This window comes from Brevundimonas sp. DC300-4 (assembly GCF_049897365.1).
GTDB lineage: Bacteria > Pseudomonadota > Alphaproteobacteria > Caulobacterales > Caulobacteraceae > Brevundimonas.
In genome coordinates, this window is the sequence record NZ_JAFCWC010000005.1 from 15097 (window position 1) to 33234 (window position 18138).

Consider the following 18138-nt stretch of genomic DNA (forward strand, 5'->3'; position numbering starts at 1 on the left):
CGATCCATGGACCGCCGCGCCATCGCGATCGATCCGGGAGTTAAAGAGGACCGCTCTGGCCCTCGCGTCTGCACCAGTAAAAACCGTGGTGCGCGGCTGGTCTCTGGATGCGGAAAGAGGCGCGGACGTGGCCCGCGCCTCGAAACTGTTCCGCAGAACTGCGCTTAGCGGCGCAGGTTCAGCTTGGTGATCAGGGCGGTGTAACGCTCCTTATCGACCTTGGTCAGGTGGTCCAGAAGGCGACGACGCTGCGAGACCATCTTGAGCAGGCCGCGGCGCGAGTGGTTGTCCTTCTTGTGCGTCTTGAAGTGCTCGGTGAGGTTGGCGATGCGTTCCGAAAGGATCGCGACCTGGACCTCGGCCGAACCGGTATCGCCTGCAGTGCGGGCGTTCTCGGCGATGACTTCGTTCTTACGCTCTGGCGTAATCGACATCGTGTTTCTCCAGAATTAGAGATTGAATACGCGGTCGGGTTCTAGCCGGCCGGCCCGCATCTGACCGAGAGCGACGAGGGTCTGGCCCTGAAAGGCGGAAACGGTGCGAGAGCCGTCCCGGAGGCGGCTCTTGAGCGTCTCGACCTGTCGGGGGAGCAGAACGATCGGTCGTCCCTGACGAAGCGAGAAGGCGTCCTGTTCCGTGACGGCCAGTTCCGGGATGTCGTCCAGGGCGGTCGAAACGGGCAGTAGGCCTTCCAAGGCGGCGTCCCTATGCACCAGATCGGTCAGGAAATCCAGCGTGACGCTGTTCTCGACTGAAAACGGCCCTACCCGCTCGCGTCGGAGGGCCGAGACATGCCCCTCGGCGCCCAGCATGACCGCCAGATCGCGGGCCAGCGAGCGGACGTAGACGCCCTTGCCGGTGCGAATGGTCAGTTCGACATGGTCGGCGTCTGGCGCATCAGTGACCTCGGCCTCGTGGATGGTGACCCGGCGGCTCTCCAGCTCGAAGTCCGCGCCCTCGCGGGCCAGGTCATAGGCTCGCTGGCCGTCGACCTTGATGGCGCTGAACCGGGGCGGGGTCTGGTCGATCTCGCCGACGATGGTCGGCAAAACCGCGCGGACCGCCTCGGCTGTCGGGCGCACATCGGAACGGGCAACGATCTCGCCCTCGCGGTCCACACTATCGGTCGATACGCCCCAGTTGATGGTGAAGCGATAGACCTTCTCCGCCTCCATCATGAAGGGCACTGTCTTGGTCGCCTCGCCCAGGGCGATCGGCAGGATACCGTTGGCAAGAGGGTCCAGCGTCCCGGCATGCCCGGCCTTCTGGGCATCGAACAGGCGGCGGACCTTCGACACGGCGTCGGTCGAGCCCATCTCGAACGGCTTGTCCAGACACACCCAGCCGTTGACGACCAGGCCCTTTTTGCGCCGGCCCATCAGGCCTGGCCTGCCGCGCCTTGCGCTGCTTGACGCCGGACCATCAATCCTCGTCCTCGTCTTCAACAGGCGGCACAAAGGAGTCGGCGCGGACGCGGGGGTCGTCCAGCAGCCGGTTCAGGCGTTCGGCGGCGGCGAAGCTCTCGTCGTGGCGGAAGCGCAGGTCCGGCGTGAAACGCATGTCGATATGGCGGCCCAGGGCGCCGCGCAAGAATTTAGCGTGTTCGTTCAACGCCTTGATGATCTCGTCGATGTGGCCGGCGGTGTCCGAGGTCTCGATCCCGGCGCCCAGCGGCTCGACGAAACAGGTGGCGTGCTTCAAGTCCGGCGACAGACGCACCTCGGTGACCGTCACGGAGACGCCGATCAGGGCGGGATCGCGGATCTCGTTCTCGCGCATCACCTCGACGAGGGCGTGGCGGATCATTTCCGAGGCGCGCAGCTGGCGCTGGCTCACGGTTCCGGCCTTGGCGGCGGGTTTGGAGGATTTTCGGTTGCTCATGGCGTTCGTCCTGTTCGCCGCCGGGGATCGGACCCGGCCGGGAAGCGACGCCGCGTCGGAGCCTTCTGACAGCGGCGAAACAAAAAGAGGCGCGGTCTAGTCCCGTCTGGCGCCGGTGTCCAATTCAGCGCGATCCACGGCGGCGATGACCTCTCCCGCCGTCACTGAACGCAATGGACGGACGGGCAGTCCCGCCGCATTCAACACCCGCACCGTCCAGTTGTTGCACAAGTAGCCGATCGAGAAATGCTCCCGGCTGGCGAAGAAATGCGCGCCGTCGCCGTCCCGCGCCGTGGACAGGCGGGGGTGGCCCTCGACGAGCGTCAGCGAATCCTGGACCCGCCCGCGCAATCCGGCGAAGGCCTCAGGCGACAGGACAAGCGTGCGGCGGTTGTCGGGCGTGAAACGCCCTGCGGGGTTGCCCTTCTCCGGGTCCAGCATGACGACCGAGGCATTGCCAGGCCAGAAAAAGGCCCGCAGGCCGTCGGGGAGCCGCTCTGCCATCGGAGACGTGTCGACGAAGAATTTCGCGTCGCCCCAGCCGATCAGTATCCAGTCGCCCGGTCCGATCGAGCGGGACGCCTCGGCCAGGGGCCCGCCGCCGGCCTCCAGCACCGCCCGGGGCACGGCGAGATCAGTGTGGAACCCATTGTTGAGAACGTGGACGGTGACGCCGGCTTCGGTATGGGAGAGCAAGGCCGGATCACCCGGACGGGTCCAGGTCCACAGGGCGAAGGCCAGTCCCAGCGCTCCAGCCAGGAGCATCGCCCCCACGATCCGCATCAGTCCGTCTCGGCGGCCGAGGCGCGGGGCGGCAGGCTCCATTCGCCCCGGTAGTCGTAGGACAGGGTTACGCAGTGCCGGAACGCCCCGTCCGGCCAGCGTCCTGCACCGTGCATGACGATCGGCCGCCCGGCGCGCACGCGCCCGAGCACGAGGAAGGCGGCGTCGGCCCCGGGGCAAAGGGCACGGGCCAGGCCTCGCCCGTCGCCTTCCTGTGCAAGAGAATAGACTGTACTCTCGGAGGCACCCTCGGGCAGGACCCGTCTCGCCTCATCCGGGCCGCCGCGCGCGATGGTCGCGGAACCGCGCGCCGTTGTGGAGATGATCCGCCGGACGCTGACTGCGCCGAACCAGCCGCGCTCCACCTCCAGCGTCACGCCGCGCGTCAGGGCGGTCGTGACCCGGTCGGACGGGTCGAAAGCGAGATAGCGAGTATCTGCCGCCGCCGGCGTAGCGATGGCGACGAGCGTCAGAACGGCGAGCATACGGTGTAGCATGGCATCACTTCAAACCGCGACTTGCGGCGGAAGGGAGGCCGACGCTGTCGACCTCCCAATCACACCAACCTCGCGCTCAAGCAGCGAGCAACCGCGTCGCGAGCGGTAGCGCCCTGCTAGAGAGTGCGCTGGATCTCTTCGACGGTGAAGCACTCGATGTAGTCGCCGACCTTGATGTCGTGGAAGCCCTGGAAATGCATGCCGCACTCCTGGCCCGACGGCACTTCGTTGACCTCATCCTTGAAGCGCTTGAGCGTGGCGAGCGTGCCCAGTTCCAGCACGACGATGTCGTCGCGGATAATTCGGACCTTGGCGCCCTTGCGGACGACGCCCTCGGACACCCGGCAACCGGCGATTTTGCCAGTCTTGGAGATGTCGAACACCTGCAGCACGGCTGCGTTGCCCAGGAAGGTTTCGCGTTGCAGCGGGGCCAGCATCCCCGAGAGCACGCCCTTCATGTCGTCCAGCAGGTCGTAGATGATCGCATAGTAGCGGATCTCCACGCCTTCACGCTCGGCAAGATCCTTGGCCTGTTTCGAGGCACGGACGTTGAAGCCCAGGATCGGCGCGCCGGCCGACTTGGCCAACTGCACGTCCGACTCGGTGATGCCGCCGGCGCCGGAATAGATGACCCGGGCGCGGACTTCGTCGTTGCCCATCTTCTCGAGCGAGCCCTGAATGGCCTCGCCCGAGCCCTGGACGTCCGACTTGATGAGGACCGGCAGCTCCGAAATCTTCTTGGATCCCAGCTTGGCCATCATATCGACCAGGCTGACCTGGTTGATGCCGCCGGTCGCCTTCTCGCGTTTGATGCGGGCGCGGTACTCGGTCAGCTCGCGAGCGCGGGCCTCGTTCTCGACCACGGCCAGGGGTTCGCCGGGGCTCGGAGCCTCGTCCAGACCCAGGATCTCGACCGGCACGGACGGACCGGCCTCGGTCAGCTGTTCCCCGCGCTCGTTGAGCAGGGCGCGGACGCGGCCGAAGCTGGAACCGGCGACAACCAGGTCGCCCTTCCTCAGCGTGCCGCGCTTGACGAGGATAGTCGCGACCGGGCCACGACCCTTGTCCAGCTTGGCCTCGATGACCACGCCTTCGGCCGAGCGTTCCGGATCTGCCTTGAGGTCCATGACCTCGGCCTGCAGCAGGATGGCCTCGAGCAGGCCGTCCAGATTGGTGCGCGCCTTGGCCGAGATCTCGACGATCTGGGTGTCGCCGCCCAGAGCTTCGCCGATGATCTCGTACTGCAGCAGTTCGTTGATGACCTTCTGGGGATCGGCGTCCGGCTTGTCGATCTTGTTGACGGCCACGATGATCGGAGCACCGGCGGCTTTCGCGTGCTGGATGCTCTCGATCGTCTGCGGCATGACGCCGTCATCGGCCGCCACCACCAGGATGACGATGTCGGTGACGTTGGCGCCGCGTGTACGCATGGCGCTGAACGCCGCGTGGCCCGGGGTGTCCAGGAAGGTCACAGCGTCGCCGTTCGGCGTCTTCACCTGGTAGGCGCCGATGTGCTGGGTGATGCCGCCGGCCTCGCCCGCCGCCACATCGGTGGTGCGCAGCGCGTCCAGAAGCGATGTCTTGCCGTGGTCCACGTGGCCCATGATGGCCACGACCGGCGCGCGGGGCGTCGTCGCCTCGTCGTCGATGTCGTCGGACAGGAAGCCGGCCTCGACGTCCGACTCGGACACGCGACGCACGGTCATGCCGAATTCGTCGGCCACCAGTTCGGCGGTGTCGGTATCGATGACGTCGTTGATCTTCATCATCAGGCCCTGCTTCATCAGGAACTTGATGATGTCGACGCCGCGCACAGCCATCCGGTTGGACAGCTCCTGTACGGTGATGACATCAGGAATGATGACTTCGCGCGGGCGGTTCGGCGCGTCGGTGGACCCGCCCTTGCGCTTCTCTTTCTCACGTTCGCGGGCGCGGCGGACCGACGCCAGCGAACGCATGCGCTCGGCCGTATCGCCGTCGCCGGCCACGGACTGGATGGTCAGACGGCCTTCACGGCGCTTGGGCTCGCCACGCGTGCGACTTACAGCCTTGCCGGCGTCGGAGAAACGCTTGTCGCGATCGTCCTCGGGCTTCAACGGTTTGGCGAAACCGCCGCCGGGCGCGCGGGCCGGGCGCAGAACATTGGCCTCTGCCGGAGGCGCGTTCGGGGCGGGACGACCGCCGGGACCGGTGCGCGGACCTCCCGGTCGGGCGGCGCCGGGGGCCGGACGCGGGTTCAGCGCAGAATAGCGAACGGGCTCGGCCGGACGCGCGGGGGCCCCGGTCGGACGGGCATTGGCCGGACGGTCGGAGTAGGATTTCTCACCACCCCCCATGGCTTCTTCGCGCGCCGAGCGAGCGCCGAAGGCAGGACGGTCGATGGGCGCTCGGGCCGGGTTCGGGGCCTTGGGTACACGCTGGCCGAAATTGACCACAGGACGCGCCGGCGGGGCCGGGCGAGCGGGGGCAACCGGCGCCGGAGCGGCCGGAGCCGGTTCGGGCGCGGCGGTGACCGGAGCGACGGGCTCCGGGGCCGGCGGCGGCGGCGCGGCGGCGGGCTTGGGAGCCAGCGGCGCACGAGCGGCAGGCTTGCCAGTCGGGGCGGGTGCGGCGGCGGTCAGCTTGGAGGCTTCGGCGCGTGCAGCCTCCGCGGCGGCGCGGGCGGCGGCGGCCTCGGCCTGGGCGGCGCTGGCGGCGGCGGCCGTAGCGGCGGCCTGATCACGAGCGGCGGCGTCGCGACGCGCCTGTTCGGCGGCCTGCGCGGCGGCGCGTTCGGCCTGGGCCTGGGTCGCCGTCTCGATGGCGCGACGACGGGCTTCCTGTTCCTCGTTGGACAGTCGGCCGCCAGCGGGCTGTTGCATTTGCGGACGCGGCGCGGAGGTCTGCGGAGCGGGAGCGTCGGAACGCGGACGCGCGACGTCGAAGCCCTGCGGGCGCTGATGCCCGCCGACCGGAGCGCCTGGACGACGTTTGATTTCGACCGCCACCGTCTTGGTGCGGCCATGGCTGAAGCTCTGGCGCACGGTGCCGGTCGGGACCGATCCCACGGCACGCGGCTTCAGGCTCAGAGGCGCCCGTGGTCCCGTCGTCGACGGGGTTCCGGTGGGGGCCTGCGGAGTCTGGCCGTCGTTGGTCTTGTCGTTCTCGTCGCTCATCCGGTCGCTTTACTCGAGGGCGGAGAATTCCGCCGCGTCTTAGTCAAAAGTCGTCTCGTCACGCCAAAGCCTGGAAACGCAAAAAGTCGTGCGGCGTCCGCCTCTCGAAAGAGGCATGACCCCGCCCGTCAATCCGCCCGTTCAGGCTCGTCCTTCGGGTCCTCGTTCGACCCGTTCCCGCTTGAGGAACCCGGATGGTCCGTGTCCCAGGCCGCAGGCCGAAGCGATCGAAATCCCGCCAGTCGTTCGACCTCGATGGTCCAGCGATCGGCTCTGCCGCCATGCAGCAGGACGGCGTGTATCGCATTTTCCAGCCCGAGGGCCAAACTCAAATCGTCCGCACTGAAAGCGCCGCAGACCTTGGTCGTCTGATGTCGTGCCAGGGCGACGAGCTTTCCGCGCCCGTCGGACGATCCGTCGGCGGCCTCGATCAGCCACGCGGCCTTGCCCGAGCGGATCGCTGCGGCGGATTTCTCGAAGCCGGAGATAAGCACGCCTTCGCGCCGGGCAAGACCCAGCTGATCCAGACAGCGCCGGATCAGCAGGGTTTCGACCGTGTCGGCGAGATCGGCCGACGGCTTCAGTTGGGCCTTGGCCGAGCGTGAGAACAAATTTTTCTTCACGGCGGCGTCAATCGAGGCCCGCGAGGCCTCCACCCACATGCCGCGACCGGGAAGTTTCCTTCCAAGGTCGGGGGCGACGGCGCCGTCCGGTCCGGCGACGAAACGGATCAGTCGAGATTCATCCATGGCCTGGTGGGTCACCAGGTCCCGGCGCTCTCTATCGATCGTCGCGTCGCGAAGGCTCATGAACGGCGCACCCCATCACGCGTCTGGGGTCGGCGCGAGGTCGTCTTCGACCTCGGCGTCATCAGCGGTGACCTCGGCTTCGGCGTCGTCCTCCGGGGCGGAGTCGAACACGGCTTCAGGATCGAAGTCGCCTTCGGCGTACTCGCCGCCTTCCTCGTACTCAGGCTCCGGCGGCTGCGGCAGTTCCGAGGCATCGATCCAGCCGGCGGCCACGCGGGCCTGGAGGATCAGCAGTTCTGCGTCTTCCTGGGCCAGGTTGAAGCTCTCCAGAACACCGGCGACCTTGGTTCGCTCGCCGTTCTTCATCTCGTAGCCGCCGCGGATTTCGTCGGTGGCCAGATCGGCCAGGTCCTCGACCGTCTTGACGCCGCCCTCGCCCAGGGCGACGGCGATCGGCAGGGTCACACCCGGAACGGCCATGACCTCGTCCAGCACGCCCAGGGCGACGCGTTTGGCGTCCAGAATGGCGGATTGCTTCTCGAGATAGTCGCGGGCGCGGGCCTGCAGTTCCTCGGCGGTATCCTCGTCGAAGCCTTCGATCTCGGCGACTTCGTAGTTCTCGACGAAAGCCAGGTCCTCGACCGTGGCGAAGCCTTCGGTGACCAGCAGCTGGGCGATGACCTCGTCAACATCCAGGGCTTCCTGGAACAGCAGGGTGCGTTCCGAGAACTCGCGCTGGCGACGCTCTGAGTCCTGCGACTCGGTGATGATGTCGATCTGCCAGCCGGTCAGCTGGGAGGCCAGACGGACGTTCTGGCCGCGACGGCCGATGGCCAGCGACAGCTGCTCGTCGGGCACAACCACCTCGACGCGGTCGGCTTCTTCGTCGAGCACGACCTTGGAGACTTCGGCGGGAGCGAGCGCGTTCACGATGAAGGTCGGCTCGTCCGGGTTCCACTGGATGATGTCGATCTTCTCGCCCTGCAGCTCGGCCACGACGGCCTGGACCCGCGAGCCGCGCATGCCAACGCAGGCGCCGACGGGGTCGATGGAGCTGTCATTGGACAGCACGGCCATCTTGGCGCGCGAGCCGGCGTCGCGGGCGGCGGCGCGGATCTCGATCACGCCGTCGTACACTTCCGGCACTTCCTGGGCGAACAGCTTGGCCATGAAGCCCGGGTGCGCGCGCGACAGCATGATCTGCGGACCCTTGGCCTCCGGGCGGACGTCGTAGATGTAGGTCCGGATCCGGTCGCCGATGTTAAACACCTCGCGCGGGATCGACTGGTCGCGGCGCATGATGCCCTCGCCCCGGCCGAGATCGACGATCGTGTTGCCGTATTCGACGCGCTTGACGGTGCCGTTGACGATCTCGCCGACGCGGTCCTTGAACTCTTCGTACTGGTTGGCGCGCTCGGCCTCGCGAACCTTTCCGGTGATGACCTGGCGGGCCATCTGGGTCTGCACGCGGCCGAATTCGAACGGCGGCAGGTCCTCGACATATTCCTTGCCGACGACGGCTTCCGGATCGCGCTTGGACGCATCGGTCAGCCGGACCATGGCGCTATCGTTGAACTCCTCCAGCTCGTCTTCCGGCATCCAGTCGTCCTCGACGATGGTCACGTGACGGGTCAGGGCCAGTTCGCCGGTCTTCGGGTCGATCTTGGCGCGGATGTCGTGATGGGCGCCGTAGCGCGACTTGGCGCCCTTCTGGATGGCTTCTTCCAGAGCCTCGATCACGATCTCGCGGTCGATGTTCTTTTCCTGCGCGACCGCATTGGCGATCTGCAGAAGTTCCAGGCGATTGGCGGAAATACCGGTCACGGCCATCAGGCGTCGTCCTCAGAAGTCTTTGCGTTGTTTTGGTCTTCAGGCGCGCCTTCTGGCAGGCCGTCGTCTTCGGGTTCGCCCCGCGCGGCGCGGATCGCGGCCCCGCGCTTCAAAAGGGCGTCGTTCATGACAAGCTTGGCGTCCACCAGCCAGTCAAAGGGGATCAGGGCGGTTTCTTCCTCGCCGTCCAGATCGATGGCGATGTTGTCGCCATCCGTGCCGGCGACGATGCCCTTGAAGCGCTTGCGGCCCTCGATCATCCGGTCGGATTCCAGTCGCGCCTCGAAACCCTCGTACAGGTCGAAATCCTTGAGCCGGGTCAGCGGCCGGTCGATGCCGGGCGACGAGACTTCCAGCAGATACTCGCCGGCGATCGGATCGGCGGCGTCCAGAACCTCGGACATGGCGCGGCTCAGACGGGCGCATTCGCCGACGTCGATGTCGTTGTCGATCGGGCGCTCGGCCATGACCTGAAGGCGGCGACGCAGGGTGCCGCCCATCAGACGCACGCGCACGATGTCCAGCCCGATCGATTCCGCGACGGGATCGATCAGCTCCAGGATCTGGCGGTCTTCGACGGTCTTGGCGCGCAAGCAGGGAAATCCGGGCAAAAGAAAAAGCGGTCGGCCATCCAAGGCCGCCGCTTTGAACGACGCCGTTGGACGCCGGTCTAACGATGTGGGAGTCCCTATAGCTCCGTCCCGTCGAAAGGGAAAGGGCGGACGCGAACGTCCGCCTTCCGGTTCCTAGTGGGCATGGGCCCGATGGCGATGTCCGCCGCCCACCAGGCTCCTGAGGAAGAAGAATACGGCGATGATCACCGAGAACGCCAGGAACAGGGCCAGGACGGTCATCCAGAAGGTCATGCTCATCAGATCCGGCAGGGCGAACGCGTCCCCGTCCAGCATCGGCCTCAGCAAGCCCACGATGATATAGACCAGGGTCGCGCCCAGGGCGGTGCTGAACAGGCTGCGCCACGCCGGCATCATGAAGGCGGCGATCAGAGCGATGACCAGGCCCACCACCTGGTTGACGCTGTCGAACCCGGTTTGGGTGAGGGCGAACAACCCCTGCAGCAGGTTGCCCAGCTGGGCGAAGACCTCTTCCATCACGCGACGCTCCGGATTGGCTAGGGCCCAGCTTGGCCGTCGGCAGGGTTAACGCCGGTCTGCGGGAATGGATGCGACCTTATCGGCCGGTGGAGCCGAAACCACCGGAGCCGCGCGCCGTGTCGTCCAGGGTCTCCACCTCGACCACGGTCGCCTGGGCCACCGCCGCGATGACCATCTGGGCGATGCGCTCACCGCGTTTGATGACGAACGGCTCCTGGCCCAGGTTGATCAGGATGACCCCCACCTCGCCGCGATAGTCGCTGTCGATGGTCCCCGGGGTGTTGGGCGCGCTGATCCCATGTTTCAATGCGAGGCCCGAGCGCGGCCGGATCTGCGCCTCCCAGCCCTGTTCCAGCGCGATCCTGAGCCCCGTGGGCACAAGAGCCCGCGCGCCCGGCTCCAGCGTCATCGGCGCGTCCTCGGGCACCGCGGCCCTCAGATCCATGCCCGCGGACCCGGCGGTCTCATAGGCGGGCAGGGCCAGGCCCTCGGCATGGGGCAGGCGCAGGATCCGAAGGGTGCTCAAGGCAGACTCTCAGGCTTTGGGAGAAAAATGATTGGCGATGCGGTCGGCCAGGCGGGTAGCCACTTCGGTCTTGGAAAGGCGCGGCCAGGCATCGGCCCCCTCCCTGGTCACCAGGAGGACCCTATTGCCGTCGGCGCCGAAGACATCGGCCGAGACGTCGTTGCCGACGATCCAGTCGCAGCCCTTGCGCGACAATTTCGACCGGGCGTTGGCCTCCAGGTCTGTGGTCTCGGCGGCGAAGCCGATCACCAGCCTTGGCCGGTTCACTCCGGGCGCGGCGATGCCCGCCAGAATATCCGGGTTCTCGATCAGGCTCAGCGTCGGCGGCCCGCCCGGCGCCTTCTTGATCTTGCCGCCGGCGACCGTGTCCACGCGCCAGTCCGCGACGGCGGCCGAAAGCACCGCGATGTCGGCTGGAAGCGCCGCCTCAGTCGCCGCCTTCATTTCCATCGCCGTTTCGACGTCGATCCGGGTGACGCCGACTGGAACCGCCAGACCCGTCGGCCCTGAAACCAGGGTCACCTCGGCGCCTCGCACGGCCAGGGCGGCGGCGATGGCGTAGCCCTGTTTGCCGCTGGACCGATTGGTCAGGCCCCGCACCGGATCGATCGGCTCGAACGTCGGACCCGCCGTCACCACCGCCCGCCGCCCCGCCAGCGCCCGTCGGTCGGGACCGGTCAGCAGATCGGTGATCGCGGCCAGGATCGCCGCCGGCTCGGCCATCCGCCCCTGGCCGAACTCGCCGCAGGCCATCTCGCCGTCGTCCGGCCCGACGACCGCCACGCCGTGGAAACCGTCAAACCCCTTCAACCGCGTGACATTGGCCTGCACCGCTGGATGCAGCCACATCCGCACATTCATCGCCGGCGCAAGCAGCACCCGCTTGTCCGTCGCCAGAAGCGTGGTCGAAGCGAGGTCGTCGGCCATGCCGTTCGCCGCCTTGGCGATCAGCCCCGCCGTCGCCGGCGCCACGACCACCAGGTCGGCCCAGCGCGACAGCTCGATATGACTCATTGTCGTCTCTTCGTCGGGCAGGAAGAGGCCCATCCGAACGGGATTTCCGGTCAAGGCCGCCAGCGACAAGGGGGTGACGAACTCCGATCCGCTCGCGGTCAGCACGGCCTGCACCTCGCAGCCGACCTTCTTCAGCAGTCGCACCAACTCCAGCGCCTTGTAGGCCGCTATCCCGCCCCCAACGATCAGCAGGATTTTTCGGGTCGTCAGAGCCGTGCTGGACATGACGCCGGTCTAGCCTCCGCGGGGCACGCCGTCGAGACGGTGAAAAAGAACATTGCAAGAACAAACAACCTGTGGCTAAGTCTCTTCTGCGGGTTTCAAATGGAGGGTGTGATGAGAGTTTGGATGACAACAGGCGTCGCCTTCGCAGCGTTGCTGACCTTGACGGCTTGCGGCAACGGGGATTCAGCGGTCGAAACGCGGGATCGAACGACAGAGGGGGCCGACGTTAGCCTGACATCGGGCGCGGGGTCTTCGACTGGAACAAGCTCGTCGGACACGGACGGGGCCGAGACGACGGTCCTGACCGCAAACCGCCGCGAGACGGTCGATGAGAAGATCCAGCGCCTCTACGACCGCAACGGCGCGGACTTTGGCTCGCGGTCGGCCGAAGACTTTCTGGACAAGATCACCGCTTTCACGTCGCGGCCGCCTGCCGGTACGGACACGGCGACGCGTCCAAACGGTGACGCCCTGCTTTATCAGGCCTCGACCAACACCTTCGCCGTCGTGGCGCGGGACGGCACGGCGCGCACCATGTTCAAGCCCGACGACGGCCCGACCTATTGGGCTGTCCAGAAGGCTGCGGCCCCAACCTTCGGCCAGCGGCGATCCCAAAACTGACGGCCGGGGCGTCGGGACGCATCGGGCGATGGCGGCCTGAACGGAAGCCTAGGCCTCTTCGGGCTTGCCGGTCATCTCGCGGATCATGTCCAGAGCCAACTTCTGCTGACGGCTGGACAGTTGCGGGGCCAACCGCGCGATCTCGATGGTGTATCGGGTCGAGGGGAAGTCGTGATCGAAGGCGGCCGCGCCAGCCTCGCCCTCCGCCATTCCCGGTTGAGCACTCAACCCCTGGAAGAAGTATCCGACGTCCACCTTGAAGAAGCGAGCGATGTCCCACAGCTTGGACGCCGAGATGCGATTGGCGCCCTTCTCGTATTTCTGGATCTGCTGGAAGGTCAGTCCCAGCGCCCGACCCAGGTCGCTTTGATTATAACCCAGGCTGATGCGCTTCTCGCACACCCGTCTGCCCACATGGCGGTCCACCGGGTGGGGACCATCCTCGCCGACACCTCTAACCATTGCTCGTCATACGCCTTGATTGAAACCGGCGACCTCATGCGCTCGTCCGGCCAAGCTGTCATCTGATTTCTGGGAAATGAAGATTACACCGACGCCACGCCCGCGACTGCGATTGTCGGTCACAACGAGACATCCCCTGACCTCAACGCCTTGATCGATTCGACGGCTCTCTCAGCACGGTCTTCGGGCGGCTTTGAAGCAGCGCGCGCAGGGACTGTGACCTTGCGGCCCAACCCGTCTTCTCTGGTCAAGCTGGAGCGCTTCTCATCTGTGGACCGCCCGGCGCGCCCTGACGAACAAGATCGCCGCCGGCGCCACCCCGCCAAGCACCAGCAGCCAGAAAAACAGGTCGCCGACCCGGCCGTAGGGGGTGATCCCCACCGGTTGCGGCAACAGGGCGTCGATGACCCCGCTCTCGCCGGGGTCCAGTCGCCGTCCGTCGATGACCCGGCCCCAGGGATCGATCATGGCCGAAACCCCCGTGGGCGTCGCCCGCACCACCGGAAGACCTGTTTCGATGGCGCGATAGCTGGCGAGGTTGAGGTGCTGGATCGGTCCCGAGGTCGCGCCGAACCAGGCGTCGTTGGACACGTTGACGATCCATTCAGGCCTGCCGCCCGCGCCCGGCGTGAACCCCGGATACAGACTTTCATAGCAGATCAGAGGCTGGACCCTGGGCGCGTTCGGCAGGTCGATCGGCGTCGGGAGGGGGCCCGGGCTGAAGTCGGCGGGCATATGCACCAGGCTGCGCACGCCGATCGCGCCCATCAAACCACCCAGCGGCAGGAACTCGCCGAACGGGACCAGCCGGTATTTGTCATAGACGGCGGTGACTCTCAGCCCGGCCGCGCCTTCATCGGCCATGGCGAACAGGCTGTTGTAGTACCGCGCTCGGCCATCGGGCCCTACCTCGCCCCGGGGCAATCCCATCAGCAGGGTCTGGCCCGGCTGGACGGCCCGCGCGATGGCCGAGCCGTCAGGTGAGTTGGGTGCGAAGACGTCGTTGAAACTGGCCGGCAAGGCCCCTTCAGGCCAGACGATCACATCGGGTTCGGCCGCGCCCGCGCGAGCGGTCAGATTGACGTAACGATCGACGATGGAGCGGTAGGTCTCCGGCGACCATTTGGACTCCTGCTGCACGTCGGCCTGGACGATGCGGACCAGGGTGTCGGTGTCGCGCACCTGCGCTCCGGCCAGCCGGACTGTACCGCCGATGACCAGGGCGGAGAGGATGACGATGCCGGTCAGGGCGACGCCCGCCCGCGCCTTGCGGGACCCTGGCGAGAACAGGGGGGCAAACGCGCAGGTCGCCGCGACCGTCACGAACCCCAGCCCGTAGACCCCGACCACTGCCGCAAACTGGGAGCCCGCCGAACCGGCGGCCCAACTGGCCCCCGCCGGGTTCCACGGGAAGCCCGTCAACACATGGCCGCGCAGCCATTCCAGCAGGGCGAAACAGGCAGCGAAAAACAGGACGCGGAGCAAGCCATCCGGCGCGAACCGGCGATATAGGGCCGTCGCCATCCCCCAGAACAGGCCGATACCGGCAGGTAACAGGCTGGCGGCGAACGGCGCCATCCAGGCCTGGGCCGGGTCGACAAGGAAGGCCTCGGCGACCCACCAACAGCCGACGCCGAAATAGCCGAACCCGGCCAGCCAGCCCATCCAGAAGGCGCCGCGCACCGACCCCGACCGTTCGGCGAGCAGCATCAGAAGCGGATAGCCCAACAGGCCGGGCAAGATACCGAATGGGGGATGCGCCAGGGCCGCCCCGATGCCGGCGATCAGCGCCAGGCCGATACGGGCCAGACGCCCATCCAGGGCCCGGTTCAGGGCGTCGCTGGATTTCTGGAGAAGCTCAGTCGTCATGCGAGAGCGTGTATGGGTCGGATACGCCAAGGCTGGCAAGGATCACGCGCTCCTCTCCCTCCATGACCTCGGCCTCCGCGTCGACCTCATGGTCGCGCCCCAGCAAGTGCAGAACGCCGTGCACCACCAGATGGGTCAAATGATTGCGCAGGGTCTTGGACTGTTCCCCGGCCTCAGCCGCGCAGACGCCGTAGGCCAGGACGATGTCGCCAAGCGGCGTCGGACCGGCGACGCCGGGCATTTCGGCGGCCGGGAAGGACAGGACGTTGGTCGGCCTGTCCTTGCCCCGGAACCGGTCGTTCAGGTCGCGCACCGTTTCGTCGTCGGTCAGCAGGATAACGATGCCACCCTCTCTATCGCCCAGAGCCGCCACCGCCGCCCGTTCGACCACGGCCTCGACCTCGACCTCGTCGATGGCGTCGGTCCAGTCCCCGGCCTCGACCTCGACCTCGATCATCGCGCCGGGTCTTCCAGGTCGGGCGCCGGGCGACCCGTCGCCGCGTCGGCGTCATAGGCGCGCACTATCCGCTCGACCATGGCATGACGCACCACGTCCTGGGCCTCGAATTCCAGAACCCCCACCCCCTTCACGTCGCGCAGGATGCGCAGCGCATGGGCGAGGCCCGAGTCACGCGGGTTCAGGAGGTCGATCTGCGAGGGGTCGCCGGTGACCACCATCCGCGCCCCCTCCCCAAGACGGGTCAGGACCATCTTCATCTGCAGACGACTGGTGTTCTGCGCCTCGTCGACGATGACGAAGGCATGGCTGAGGGTGCGGCCTCGCATGAAGGCGATCGGGGCGGCCTCGATCTCGCCCTTGTCGCGCCGACGCTGCACATCCTCGGCGCCGAGAATGTCGTTCAGCGCCTCCCAGATCGGAGCCAGATAGGGATCGACCTTTTCGTTCAGGTCGCCGGGCAGGAAGCCCAGCTTTTCGCCCGCCTCGACCGCTGGCCGGGTGATGACCAGCCGGTCCACCTGTCCCCGACGCAGAAGCGACGCCCCGTACGCGGCCGCGAGGAAGGTTTTGCCTGTCCCCGCCGGACCGACGCCGAAACTCAATTCGTGGTTGGCCAGGGTGTCCAGATAGCGCGCCTGAGCGTCCGTCTTGGGGACGATGGCGCCGCGCTTGCCGATAGGCAGTGCCATGGGATCGACGCGGCGCCCGCCGCCGGTCACCCCGGTGCGGGCCGAGCCGATGCCGGCGCGCACGTCCGCCTCGTTGACCTCGGCGCCCTTCGCTGCGCGTAGGGCCAGACCCTCGATCACCTGTTTGGCGCTGGCCCGGTCGCGAGCCCCGCCGTTGATCGAGATTCCGCCGCCGGGCGCCTCGATCAACACCTTGAAGGCATCCTCGATCAGGGCGACGTGGCGGCTGTTCGGCCCGATGACCGCCCGCAGCGACTCGTCGTCCAACGCAAGAAACTCGGATTCACGCGCCAACAAGCACACCTTTCAGACTGTTCTGGCTACCCTGCTCGATCTTCACCGGAACGATCCGGCCGAGCAGATGATCCGCGCCGGAGACATGCACGGATTGCAGATATGGGGATCGCCCGACCGCCTGCCCAGGATGGCGGCCCTTGCGGTCGAACAAGACGTTCAACGTCCGCCCCGTCTGCGCTTCGTTGAAGGCCACCTGCTGTTCGGTCAGGAGGTCCTGCAGCGCCTTTAGCCGGTCCTTCATCACCGCGGAGGGCACCTGGCCCGGCATGGTCGAGGCCGGAGTGCCCGGCCGGGCCGAATACATGAAAGAGAAACACGCCGCGTAGTTCACCTGACGCACCAGATCGAGGGTGTCCTCAAACTCCCGGTCTGTTTCGCTGGGAAAGCCGACGATCATGTCGCCGGCGAGCGCAAGGTCCGGCCGCGCCTCGCGGATGCGCCCGATCAGGTCGACGTATTTCTGGCGCCCGTGCTTCCGGTTCATCAACCGCAGGATCCGGTCCGACCCCGCCTGCACCGGCAGATGCAGATAGGGCATCAGGGCCTCGACCTCGGCGTGCGCGGCGATCAGGTCGTCGGACATGTCGTTGGGGTGGCTGGTCGTATAGCGGATGCGATCGAGGCCGGGGATGTCCGCCAGCGCCCGCGCCAGCTTCGCCAGGGTCCAGACCTTTCCGTCCGCGCCCTCCCCGTCATAGGCGTTGACGTTCTGGCCCAGCAGGGTGACCTCGCGTACGCCCTGGTCCGCCAGACCGCGCGCCTCAGCCAGAACGTCGGTGACCGGCCGCGACCATTCAGCGCCGCGCGTATAGGGGACGACGCAGAAGCTGCAGAACTTGTCGCACCCCTCCTGCACCGTCAGGAAGGCGGTGTAGCCCTTGACCCCGCGCATCGACGGGCCGCCCGCGTTCAGGGCGTCAAACTTTTCGTTGGGCGCGAAGTCCGCGCCGATCCGCTCGCCGCGCGACCGCGCCGTGCGCGTCAGCAGTTCCGGAAGCTGGTGATAGGCCTGGGGTCCGACGACGATGTCGACCGCCGGTTGGCGCAGCATGATCTCCTCACCCTCGGCCTGGGCGACGCAGCCGGCGACGGCGATCGTCATCCGCGCCTCGCCGCGTGCGATCTTGCGCTCACGCAGTTCCCGCATCTTGCCGAGCTCGGAATAGATCTTCTCGGCCGCCTTCTCGCGGATATGGCAGGTATTCAGGATGACGAAATCGGCGGCTTCGACCTCGTCGGTCGTGGCGTAGCCCAGCGGGCGCAGGACATCGGCCATTCGTTCCGAGTCATAGACGTTCATCTGGCAGCCGTAGGTCTTGATGAACAGCCGCTTGGGCCCCGGGATCGGGGCGGCGGAAGTGTCAACCTCCGGAGCAGTCAGGATCGCGGACATGACGCGCTCCTCGGTGTCGCGCCAAGGGCCTGCAAGATCACGAAGCCGGCAAGGATCAGGACAGCTGGCCGGGATCGACGCGAGCAGCGTTGCGCGTGTAGATCAGGCCCTCGCGCTTGGACGGCTCGGCGCCTTCAATGGCCTTGCCGTAAAGCTCCAGCTTGTGCCCGACCAGTTCGAAGCCGAGGCGTTCGGCGATCTCGGTCTTCAGCCGTTCGATCTCGGCGTCGAAGAACTCGATGACTTCGCCGGTTCTGGTGTCGATCAGGTGATCGTGGTGATCGTCGCCGGCCTCTTCATAGCGGCTGCGGCCGTCGCCGAAGTCGTGCTTCTCGACCACGCCCGCCTCTTCAAACAGTCGCACGGTGCGATAGACGGTGGCGATCGAGATGTGCGGATCGATGGCGGAGGCGCGGCGGTACAGCTCCTCCACGTCGGGGTGATCCTCGGCGCTGCCGAGAACGCGGGCGATCACCCGGCGCTGTTCGGTCATGCGCATGCCGCGCTCGGCGCAGAGTTTTTCAATCCGGTCCATGGGCTGTGAAGATAGAGGGGCGAACCCCCCGTGGGAAGCC

19 protein-coding genes are annotated in these 18138 nt (G+C 67.0%); 1 reads left to right on the top strand and 18 read right to left on the bottom strand.

From position 1 onward, the window contains the following. Positions 1-164: 164 nt before the first annotated feature. The 12 genes from rpsO to coaBC all read right to left on the bottom strand — a co-directional run bounded on the left by rpsO (position 165) and on the right by coaBC (position 11772). The gene (gene rpsO, locus ACP7AZ_RS09890; protein ID WP_077353982.1) at positions 165-434 is read right to left on the bottom strand and encodes a 30S ribosomal protein S15; all 270 of its coding nucleotides are present in this window, start codon (positions 432-434) and stop codon (positions 165-167) included. 15 nt (positions 435-449) lie between these two features. Next, entirely contained in the window at positions 450-1379 is a 930-nt protein-coding gene (truB, locus tag ACP7AZ_RS09895; protein WP_426038491.1) for a tRNA pseudouridine(55) synthase TruB, read from the bottom strand. 43 nt (positions 1380-1422) lie between these two features. Beyond that, positions 1423-1881, bottom strand: a complete 459-nt coding sequence (gene rbfA, locus ACP7AZ_RS09900) for a 30S ribosome-binding factor RbfA (protein WP_426038492.1) — start codon at positions 1879-1881, stop codon at positions 1423-1425. A gap of 96 nt (positions 1882-1977) precedes the next feature. Continuing rightward, the gene (locus ACP7AZ_RS09905) at positions 1978-2706 is read right to left on the bottom strand and encodes a DUF2459 domain-containing protein (protein WP_426038493.1); all 729 of its coding nucleotides are present in this window, start codon (positions 2704-2706) and stop codon (positions 1978-1980) included. Beyond that, positions 2664-3161 (bottom strand): hypothetical protein, encoded by a 498-nt coding sequence (locus ACP7AZ_RS09910; protein WP_426038494.1) that lies wholly within the window; start codon positions 3159-3161, stop codon positions 2664-2666. The genes ACP7AZ_RS09905 and ACP7AZ_RS09910 overlap by 43 nt, the downstream gene beginning before the upstream one ends. A gap of 116 nt (positions 3162-3277) precedes the next feature. Then, positions 3278-6316, bottom strand: a complete 3039-nt coding sequence (infB, locus tag ACP7AZ_RS09915) for a translation initiation factor IF-2 (RefSeq protein WP_426038495.1) — start codon at positions 6314-6316, stop codon at positions 3278-3280. 128 nt (positions 6317-6444) lie between these two features. After that, positions 6445-7125 carry an RNA-binding protein gene (locus tag ACP7AZ_RS09920; protein WP_303696144.1) on the bottom strand — a complete coding sequence of 227 codons (681 nt, stop codon included), beginning with the start codon at positions 7123-7125 and terminating at the stop codon, positions 6445-6447. 15 nt (positions 7126-7140) lie between these two features. Further along, on the bottom strand, positions 7141-8895 hold the full coding sequence (gene nusA / locus ACP7AZ_RS09925) for a transcription termination factor NusA (protein WP_426038496.1): 1755 nt from the start codon (positions 8893-8895) through the stop codon (positions 7141-7143). Then, a complete protein-coding gene (rimP, locus tag ACP7AZ_RS09930) occupies positions 8895-9488 on the bottom strand; it encodes a ribosome maturation factor RimP (protein WP_425990419.1) in 594 nt (197 codons plus the stop codon). Before rimP ends, nusA begins: the two co-directional genes overlap by 1 nt. A gap of 153 nt (positions 9489-9641) precedes the next feature. Continuing rightward, positions 9642-10004, bottom strand: coding sequence for a hypothetical protein (locus ACP7AZ_RS09935; RefSeq protein ID WP_426038497.1), 363 nt, complete (start codon positions 10002-10004; stop codon positions 9642-9644). A 79-nt stretch (positions 10005-10083) separates the two neighbouring features. Next, the gene (dut, locus tag ACP7AZ_RS09940; protein ID WP_426038498.1) at positions 10084-10533 is read right to left on the bottom strand and encodes a dUTP diphosphatase; all 450 of its coding nucleotides are present in this window, start codon (positions 10531-10533) and stop codon (positions 10084-10086) included. Between the two features lie 9 nt (positions 10534-10542). Next, complete coding sequence (gene coaBC / locus ACP7AZ_RS09945) at positions 10543-11772, bottom strand: bifunctional phosphopantothenoylcysteine decarboxylase/phosphopantothenate--cysteine ligase CoaBC (protein WP_426038499.1); 1230 nt, start codon at positions 11770-11772, stop codon at positions 10543-10545. 123 nt (positions 11773-11895) lie between these two features. Here coaBC and ACP7AZ_RS09950 point away from each other — a divergent pair, with 123 nt between their 5' ends. After that, positions 11896-12393, top strand: coding sequence for an S-type pyocin family protein (locus ACP7AZ_RS09950; protein WP_426038500.1), 498 nt, complete (start codon positions 11896-11898; stop codon positions 12391-12393). A gap of 48 nt (positions 12394-12441) precedes the next feature. Here ACP7AZ_RS09950 and ACP7AZ_RS09955 read toward each other — a convergent pair whose 3' ends face one another. The 6 genes from ACP7AZ_RS09955 to ACP7AZ_RS09980 all read right to left on the bottom strand — a co-directional run bounded on the left by ACP7AZ_RS09955 (position 12442) and on the right by ACP7AZ_RS09980 (position 18098). Continuing rightward, on the bottom strand, positions 12442-12855 hold the full coding sequence (locus ACP7AZ_RS09955; protein WP_425990409.1) for a helix-turn-helix domain-containing protein: 414 nt from the start codon (positions 12853-12855) through the stop codon (positions 12442-12444). A gap of 264 nt (positions 12856-13119) precedes the next feature. After that, on the bottom strand, positions 13120-14724 hold the full coding sequence (lnt, locus tag ACP7AZ_RS09960) for an apolipoprotein N-acyltransferase (RefSeq protein ID WP_426038501.1): 1605 nt from the start codon (positions 14722-14724) through the stop codon (positions 13120-13122). Continuing rightward, positions 14714-15181, bottom strand: coding sequence for an rRNA maturation RNase YbeY (gene ybeY / locus ACP7AZ_RS09965; RefSeq protein ID WP_426038502.1), 468 nt, complete (start codon positions 15179-15181; stop codon positions 14714-14716). The genes lnt and ybeY overlap by 11 nt, the downstream gene beginning before the upstream one ends. Further along, on the bottom strand, positions 15178-16167 hold the full coding sequence (locus ACP7AZ_RS09970) for a PhoH family protein (protein WP_303697153.1): 990 nt from the start codon (positions 16165-16167) through the stop codon (positions 15178-15180). The genes ybeY and ACP7AZ_RS09970 overlap by 4 nt, the downstream gene beginning before the upstream one ends. Then, complete coding sequence (gene miaB / locus ACP7AZ_RS09975; RefSeq protein ID WP_426038503.1) at positions 16157-17563, bottom strand: tRNA (N6-isopentenyl adenosine(37)-C2)-methylthiotransferase MiaB; 1407 nt, start codon at positions 17561-17563, stop codon at positions 16157-16159. Before miaB ends, ACP7AZ_RS09970 begins: the two co-directional genes overlap by 11 nt. Before the next feature lie 55 nt (positions 17564-17618). Beyond that, a complete protein-coding gene (locus ACP7AZ_RS09980) occupies positions 17619-18098 on the bottom strand; it encodes a Fur family transcriptional regulator (protein WP_426038504.1) in 480 nt (159 codons plus the stop codon). Positions 18099-18138: the final 40 nt, after the last annotated feature.

Excerpts from the sequence above, each read along its gene's own strand:
- rpsO (WP_077353982.1), bottom strand. The coding sequence starts at position 434 with ATGTCGATTACGCCAGAGCGTAAGAACGAAGTCATCGCCGAGAACGCC.
- truB (WP_426038491.1), bottom strand. The coding sequence starts at position 1,379 with ATGGGCCGGCGCAAAAAGGGCCTGGTCGTCAACGGCTGGGTGTGTCTG.
- rbfA (WP_426038492.1), bottom strand. The coding sequence starts at position 1,881 with ATGAGCAACCGAAAATCCTCCAAACCCGCCGCCAAGGCCGGAACCGTG.
- ACP7AZ_RS09905 (WP_426038493.1), bottom strand. The coding sequence starts at position 2,706 with ATGGAGCCTGCCGCCCCGCGCCTCGGCCGCCGAGACGGACTGATGCGG.
- ACP7AZ_RS09910 (WP_426038494.1), bottom strand. The coding sequence starts at position 3,161 with ATGCTACACCGTATGCTCGCCGTTCTGACGCTCGTCGCCATCGCTACG.
- infB (WP_426038495.1), bottom strand. The coding sequence starts at position 6,316 with ATGAGCGACGAGAACGACAAGACCAACGACGGCCAGACTCCGCAGGCC.
- ACP7AZ_RS09920 (WP_303696144.1), bottom strand. The coding sequence starts at position 7,125 with ATGAGCCTTCGCGACGCGACGATCGATAGAGAGCGCCGGGACCTGGTG.
- nusA (WP_426038496.1), bottom strand. The coding sequence starts at position 8,895 with ATGGCCGTGACCGGTATTTCCGCCAATCGCCTGGAACTTCTGCAGATC.
- ACP7AZ_RS09935 (WP_426038497.1), bottom strand. The coding sequence starts at position 10,004 with ATGGAAGAGGTCTTCGCCCAGCTGGGCAACCTGCTGCAGGGGTTGTTC.
- coaBC (WP_426038499.1), bottom strand. The coding sequence starts at position 11,772 with ATGTCCAGCACGGCTCTGACGACCCGAAAAATCCTGCTGATCGTTGGG.
- ACP7AZ_RS09950 (WP_426038500.1), top strand. The coding sequence starts at position 11,896 with ATGACAACAGGCGTCGCCTTCGCAGCGTTGCTGACCTTGACGGCTTGC.
- ACP7AZ_RS09955 (WP_425990409.1), bottom strand. The coding sequence starts at position 12,855 with ATGGTTAGAGGTGTCGGCGAGGATGGTCCCCACCCGGTGGACCGCCAT.
- lnt (WP_426038501.1), bottom strand. The coding sequence starts at position 14,724 with ATGACGACTGAGCTTCTCCAGAAATCCAGCGACGCCCTGAACCGGGCC.
- ybeY (WP_426038502.1), bottom strand. The coding sequence starts at position 15,181 with ATGATCGAGGTCGAGGTCGAGGCCGGGGACTGGACCGACGCCATCGAC.
- miaB (WP_426038503.1), bottom strand. The coding sequence starts at position 17,563 with ATGTCCGCGATCCTGACTGCTCCGGAGGTTGACACTTCCGCCGCCCCG.
- ACP7AZ_RS09980 (WP_426038504.1), bottom strand. The coding sequence starts at position 18,098 with ATGGACCGGATTGAAAAACTCTGCGCCGAGCGCGGCATGCGCATGACC.